Source organism: Mycobacterium sp. 1165178.9 (genome assembly GCF_001673555.1).
GTDB lineage: Bacteria > Actinomycetota > Actinomycetes > Mycobacteriales > Mycobacteriaceae > Mycobacterium.
The window spans coordinates 1-6,371 of sequence record NZ_LZMB01000159.1 but is presented as its reverse complement, the minus strand read 5'-3'; the positions used below and the strand labels follow the sequence as shown (position 1 = coordinate 6,371).

Here is a 6,371-nt window from a genome sequence, read left to right as displayed (position 1 = left end):
CGCGCCGGCGAGATGATCGGTTCGCTCGCCATCACCGAACCGGGGGGCGGTTCCGACGTCGGACATCTTCGGACCTCGGCGGTTCGCGACGGTGACCACTACATTGTCAACGGCGCGAAGACCTACATCACCTCCGGAGTCCGCGCCGACTATGTGGTCACCGCAGTACGCACCGGAGGTCCGGGCGCCGGCGGGGTTTCGCTGCTGGTGGTCGAGAAGGGCACACCCGGCTTCGAGGTGAGCCGCAAGCTGGAGAAAATGGGCTGGCGGTCCTCGGACACCGCCGAGCTGTCCTACACCGATGTCCGCGTCCCGGTGGCCAACCTGGTGGGCGCCGAGAACAGCGGATTCGCCCAGATCGCCCAGGCCTTCGTCGCCGAACGGATCGGCCTTGCCGCACAGGCCTATTCGAGCGCGCAGCGGTGCCTGGACCTGACGGTGCAATGGTGTCGCGACCGCGAAACGTTCGGCCGGCCACTGATATCGCGGCAGTCGGTGCAGAACACGTTGGCGGAGATGGCCCGTCGCGTCGACGTCGCCCGGGTCTACTCGCGCAGCGTGGTCGAGCGCCAGCTCGCCGGCGAGACGAACCTGATTCCGCAGGTGTGTTTCGCCAAGAACACCGCCGTCGAGGCCGGCGAATGGGTGGCCCACCAAGCCGTTCAGCTGTTCGGGGGCATGGGTTACATGGCCGAATCGGAGGTCGAACGCCAATACCGGGACATGAGGATCCTGGGCATCGGCGGAGGGACGACCGAGATCCTCACCGCACTGTCCGCCAAACTTCTGGGATTCCAATCATGACCGTGCTGCAGTCCACCCTCGACGCGGAGGCCACCGCATTCACCGACGCCGCGGCGGCGGCGATCACAAAACTCGAGGAGATCGACAGCGAGCTCGCCAACGCGCTGGCCGGTGGCGGGACCAAATACGTTCAGCGCCATCATGACCGTGGCAAGCTGACGGCCCGCGAACGCATTGAATTGCTGGTCGATCAGGATTCGCCGTTCTTGGAACTCAGCCCGCTGGCCGCCTGGGGCAGCGCCTTCAAGGTCGGCGCCAGCACGGTCACCGGGATCGGCGTGGTCGAAGGCGTCGAATGCATGATCGTCGCCAACGATCCGACGGTCAAAGGCGGCACCAGCAATCCGTGGACCCTGAAGAAGATCTTGCGTGCCAACCAGATCGCGTTCGAGAACCGTCTTCCGGTGATCTCGCTGGTTGAGTCCGGCGGTGCGGACCTGCCCACGCAGAAGGAGATCTTCATTCCCGGCGGACGGATGTTCCGCGACCTGACCCGGCTCTCGGCGGCCGGTATCCCCACCATCGCGTTGGTGTTCGGCAATTCCACCGCGGGCGGCGCCTACGTCCCGGGGATGTCCGATCACGTGGTGATGATCAAGGAACGTTCCAAGGTGTTCCTCGCGGGTCCCCCGCTGGTGAAGATGGCCACCGGAGAGGAATCCGACGACGAATCGCTCGGCGGCGCCGAAATGCACGCCCGGATCTCGGGTTTGGCCGATTACTTCGCCGTCGACGAACTCGACGCCATCCGGATCGGCCGTCGCGTCGTCGCCCGATTGAACTGGGCCAAACAGGGGCCGAAGCCCAAGCCGGTCACCAGCGAGGACCCGTACAGCGGCTTGAATTCGTCGAATTCGGAGCCGTCGACGATGCGGGCGATCACTTCGCGGGGATCGAACGGGATGCGCAGATCCGCCGGAACGATGCCGATGAGTTCCTCGGTATCGAACAACGGCGCGGTGACCGGCTGGGCCCAACTGCACGGATATCCGATCGGCATCCTGGCCAATGCGCGCGGGGTGTTGTTCAGCGAGGAGTCCCAGAAGGCCACCCAGTTCATTCAGTTGGCCAACCGCTCCGACACGCCATTGTTGTTCTTGCACAACACCACCGGTTACATGGTGGGCAAGGACTACGAAGAGGGCGGGATGATCAAGCACGGCTCGATGATGATCAACGCCGTGTCCAATTCGACCGTCCCGCACATCTCGCTACTGATCGGCGCGTCCTACGGCGCGGGGCACTACGGCATGTGCGGCCGCGCCTACGATCCGCGGTTCCTCTTCGCCTGGCCGACGTCCAAGTCCGCGGTGATGGGTGGCGCCCAACTGTCGGGCGTGTTGTCGATCGTGGCCCGCGCGGCCGCCGAGGCGCGCGGCCAGCAGGTCGACGAGGATGCCGACGCGGCGATGCGGGCCGCGGTCGAGGGCCAGATCGAAGCCGAGTCGCTACCGCTGGTGTTGTCCGGGATGCTCTACGACGACGGGGTGATCGACCCGCGCGACACCCGCACGGTATTGGGAATCTGTCTGTCCGCCATCGCCAATGGCCCGATCAAGGGGACGTCGAACTTCGGCGTCTTCCGGATGTGAGCCCCATGGTTACTCGAGTTCTGGTCGCCAACCGCGGCGAGATCGCCCGCCGGGTGTTCGCCACCTGCCGTCGTCTCGGCCTGGGCACCGTGGCCGTCTACACCGACCCCGACGCGGGCGCGCCGCACGTCGCCGAGGCCGATGCCCGGGTGCGGCTGGGCAAGACCAACGACTACCTGAACGCCGCCGCCCTCATCGCCGCCGCCCGCGCCGCGGGTGCCGACGCGATACACCCCGGTTACGGGTTCCTCTCGGAGAACGCCGACTTCGCGGCCGTCGTCCAAGACGCCGGGTTGACGTGGGTCGGGCCCCCAGTGGCGGCGGTGCGCGCGATGGGTTCGAAGATCGAGTCCAAGAAGCTGATGGCCGCGGCCGGAGTGCCCGTGCTCGACGAGCTCGATCCCGACACCGTCACCGAGGCTCAGCTGCCGGTTCTGGTCAAGGCCTCCGCGGGTGGCGGTGGTCGCGGGATGCGCGTGGTCCGCGAATTGTCCGCGCTCGCGGGCGAAGTCGCTGCGGCAAGTCGGGAAGCGCAGTCGGCGTTCGGTGACCCGACCGTTTTCTGCGAGCGTTACCTGCCCACCGGCCACCACATCGAGGTCCAGATCATGGCCGACACCCACGGCACGGTGTGGGCGGTCGGCGAACGCGAATGTTCGATTCAGCGCCGCCACCAGAAAATCATCGAGGAAGCCCCGTCGCCATTGGTGGAGCGCACGGTGGGCATGCGCGCCAAGCTGTTCGACGCGGCCCGGTTGGCCGCCGAGGCCATCGGCTACACCGGGGCCGGGACGGTGGAGTTCTTGGCCGACGACGACGGCGAGTTCTACTTCCTGGAGATGAACACCCGGCTGCAGGTCGAACACCCAGTCACCGAAGAGACCACCGGGCTCGACCTCGTCGAACTGCAGTTGGCCGTCGCCGATGGCGACCGTCTCGACGCGCAACCTCCCGCCGCGCAGGGACATTCGATTGAGGCCCGGCTTTACGCCGAGGACCCCGCCAAGAACTGGCAGCCCCAGGCCGGTCTGGTACGCGCGTTCGAGGTGCCGTCCGTTCGGGCCGAGTTCGGCTCGCTGGGGCAACGAACCGGGATCCGGCTGGATTCGGGCATAATCGACGGCTTCACGGTCTCCATCCATTACGACCCGATGCTGGCCAAGGTCATCTCCTACGCCCCCACGCGCCGTCAGGCCTCGCTGGTCCTCGCCGACGCGTTGGCCCGCGCCCGCGTGCACGGGGTACGCACCAACCGCGACCTGCTGGTGAACGTGCTGCGGCATCCGGCGTTCCTCGACGGCGCCACCGACACAGCGTTCTTCGACACCCACGACTTGGCGCGGTTGGCGGCGCCACTGGGCGACGCCGCGGTGATCCGCCTGTCCGCCATCGCGGCCGCACTCGCCGATGCCGCACACAACCGCGCTACCGCGCCGGTGTTGGGTGCGGTTCCCAGCGGCTGGCGAAACCTGGCATCGGGCCACCAGGTCAAGGACTATCGCGACGAACAGGGTGACGAGCACCGAGTTCAATACCGTTTCAGCAGAACCGGTTTGGTGCTCCCCGAAGACCCGTCGGTGCAACTGGTGTCGGCCACCGCGAATGACGTGGTGCTGCGGGCCGACGGCGTCGACCACAGCTTCTCGGTGCGGCGGTACGACGCGGACGATTCCGGTGTCTACGTCGACTCAGCCCGCGGACCGGTGCACCTGATCGCGCTGCCCCGTTTCCCCGAGCCCGGTTCGACCGTCGAAAAGGGCTCACTGGTGGCGCCGATGCCCGGCAGCGTCATCCGGCTCGGTGCCGACATCGGCGACACCGTCACCGCCGGCCAGCCGTTGATCTGGCTGGAGGCCATGAAGATGGAACACACCATCGCCGCCCCGGTCGACGGGGTACTCGCCGAACTCAATGTCAAGACCGGTCAGCAAGTCGAAGTCGGCGCTGTGCTGGCAAGAGTGGAAGCGCCACATTCAGAAGGAGATCAAGCATGACCGATACCAGCTTCATCGAAAGCGAGGAGCGCCAGGCCCTACGGAAGTCGGTGGCAGCGTGGGCAGCCAACTATGGCAGCGAGTACTACCTGCGCAAGGCCCGCGCACATGAGCACACCGATGAATTATGGTCGGAGGCAGGAAAACTCGGTTTCCTCGGCGTGAACCTGCCCGAGGAGTACGGCGGCGGCGGCGCCGGAATGTACGAGCTGTCGTTGGTCATGGAGGAAATGGCGGCAGCGGGTAGCGCGCTGCTGCTGATGGTCGTCTCCCCCGCCATCAACGGCACCATCATCAGCAAGTTCGGCACCGAGGAGCAGAAGAAGCGGTGGATTCCCGGTATCGCTGACGGCACGCTGACGATGGCATTCGCCATCACCGAACCGGACGCCGGCTCCAACTCGCACAAGATCACCACGACCGCCCGCCGGGACGGCAACGACTGGATCCTCAAGGGGCAGAAGGTATACATCTCCGGCATCGACCAGGCGCAGGCGGTGCTGGTGGTGGCACGCACCGAGGAGGCCAAGACCGGCAAGCTACGCCCCGCGCTGTTCGTGGTGCCCACCGACGCTCCGGGCTTCAGCTACACCCCGATCGAAATGGAACTGATCAGCCCCGAACGCCAGTTCCAGGTCTTCCTCGACGATGTCCGGCTGCCCGGCGACGCGCTCGTCGGCGCCGAAGATGCAGCCATCGCACAGCTTTTCGCCGGCCTCAACCCCGAACGCATCATGGGTGCGGCGAGTTCCGTCGGGATGGGACGGTTCGCCCTCAGCCGGGCAGCCGACTACGTCAAGACGCGCCAGGTGTGGGGCACGCCGATCGGCGCGCACCAGGGCCTGTCACATCCGTTGGCGCAGTGCCACATCGAGGTCGAGCTGGCCAAGCTGATGTTGCAAAAGGCCGCCACCCTCTACGACTCCGGCAACGACATGGGCGCGGCCGAGGCCGCGAACATGGCCAAATACGCTGCGGCCGAAGCGGCTACACGGTCGGTGGATCAGGCGGTGCAGTCGATGGGCGGCAACGGGCTGACCAAGGAATACGGTGTAGCGGCCATGCTGGCATCGGCCCGGCTGGGCCGAATCGCTCCGGTCAGCCGCGAGATGGTGCTGAACTTCGTCGCGCAGACGTCGCTGGGCCTGCCCCGAAGCTACTGATGGAAGCTCTCGTCGAATACGCCGGGCCGGCCCAAACGGGCGGACCCTACGCGCGACTGACGCTGAACTCATCACACAACCGCAACGCGCTGTCCACCACGCTGGTCAGCCAGCTGCACCAGGGGCTGCGTGACGCCTCCGCCGATGCGGCGGCACGGTTGGTGGTGCTGGGCCACACCGGCGGCACCTTTTGCGCCGGTGCGGATCTCAGCGAAGCCGGCGGGGGCGACCCCAGTGGCGATCGCGAGAGCGGCGTAGCCGGTCGAGGGGGGCACCTCCCGCTTGCGGGGGACGGGTCGCCACCATCGGCATACGACATGGCCGTCGCACGGGCCCGCGAGATGGCCGCCCTGATGCGGGCCATCGTCTCGTCGCCGCTGCCGGTGATCGCCGCGATCAACGGGCACGTCCGTGCCGGCGGGTTCGGTCTGGTGGGTGCCTGCGATATCGCGGTCGCCGGCCCGCGCAGCACCTTCGCGCTGACCGAGGCCCGCATCGGCGTTGCACCGGCGATCATCTCGTTGACGCTGCTGCCGAAACTGTCGGCCCGGGCCGCGGCGCGCTACTACCTGACCGGCGAGAAGTTCGACGCCGGCCGAGCGGCCGAGATCGGATTGATCACCGAGGCCGCCGAGGACGTCGACGCCGCGGTCGACAAACTGGTCGCCGATATCGGCCGTGGTTCCCCTCAAGGCCTCGCGGCTTCCAAGGCACTGACCACGGCCGCGGTGCTGGACGGGTTCGACCGCGACGCCGAACGCCTCGCCGAGGAATCGGCCCGGCTCTTCGTGTCCGATGAAGCACGCGAAGGCATGCTG

5 protein-coding genes are annotated in these 6,371 nt (G+C 67.0%); all 5 read left to right on the top strand.

Annotation, left to right across the window (positions count from 1 at the left end; all coding sequences use genetic code 11):
- The coding region (locus A5652_RS07695; RefSeq protein WP_067348692.1) for an acyl-CoA dehydrogenase family protein at positions 1-804 on the top strand (804 nt) is incomplete at its 5' end.
- A gap of 2 nt (positions 805-806) precedes the next feature.
- Complete coding sequence (locus tag A5652_RS07690) at positions 807-2,396, top strand: acyl-CoA carboxylase subunit beta (RefSeq protein WP_197513821.1); 1,590 nt, start codon at positions 807-809, stop codon at positions 2,394-2,396.
- A 5-nt stretch (positions 2,397-2,401) separates the two neighbouring features.
- On the top strand, positions 2,402-4,390 hold the full coding sequence (locus tag A5652_RS07685; protein ID WP_067348685.1) for a biotin carboxylase N-terminal domain-containing protein: 1,989 nt from the start codon (positions 2,402-2,404) through the stop codon (positions 4,388-4,390).
- The gene (locus A5652_RS07680) at positions 4,387-5,553 is read left to right on the top strand and encodes an acyl-CoA dehydrogenase family protein (protein ID WP_067348682.1); all 1,167 of its coding nucleotides are present in this window, start codon (positions 4,387-4,389) and stop codon (positions 5,551-5,553) included. Before A5652_RS07685 ends, A5652_RS07680 begins: the two co-directional genes overlap by 4 nt.
- The coding region (locus tag A5652_RS07675; protein ID WP_067348679.1) for an enoyl-CoA hydratase family protein at positions 5,553-6,371 on the top strand (819 nt) is incomplete at its 3' end. The genes A5652_RS07680 and A5652_RS07675, both read left to right, overlap by 1 nt.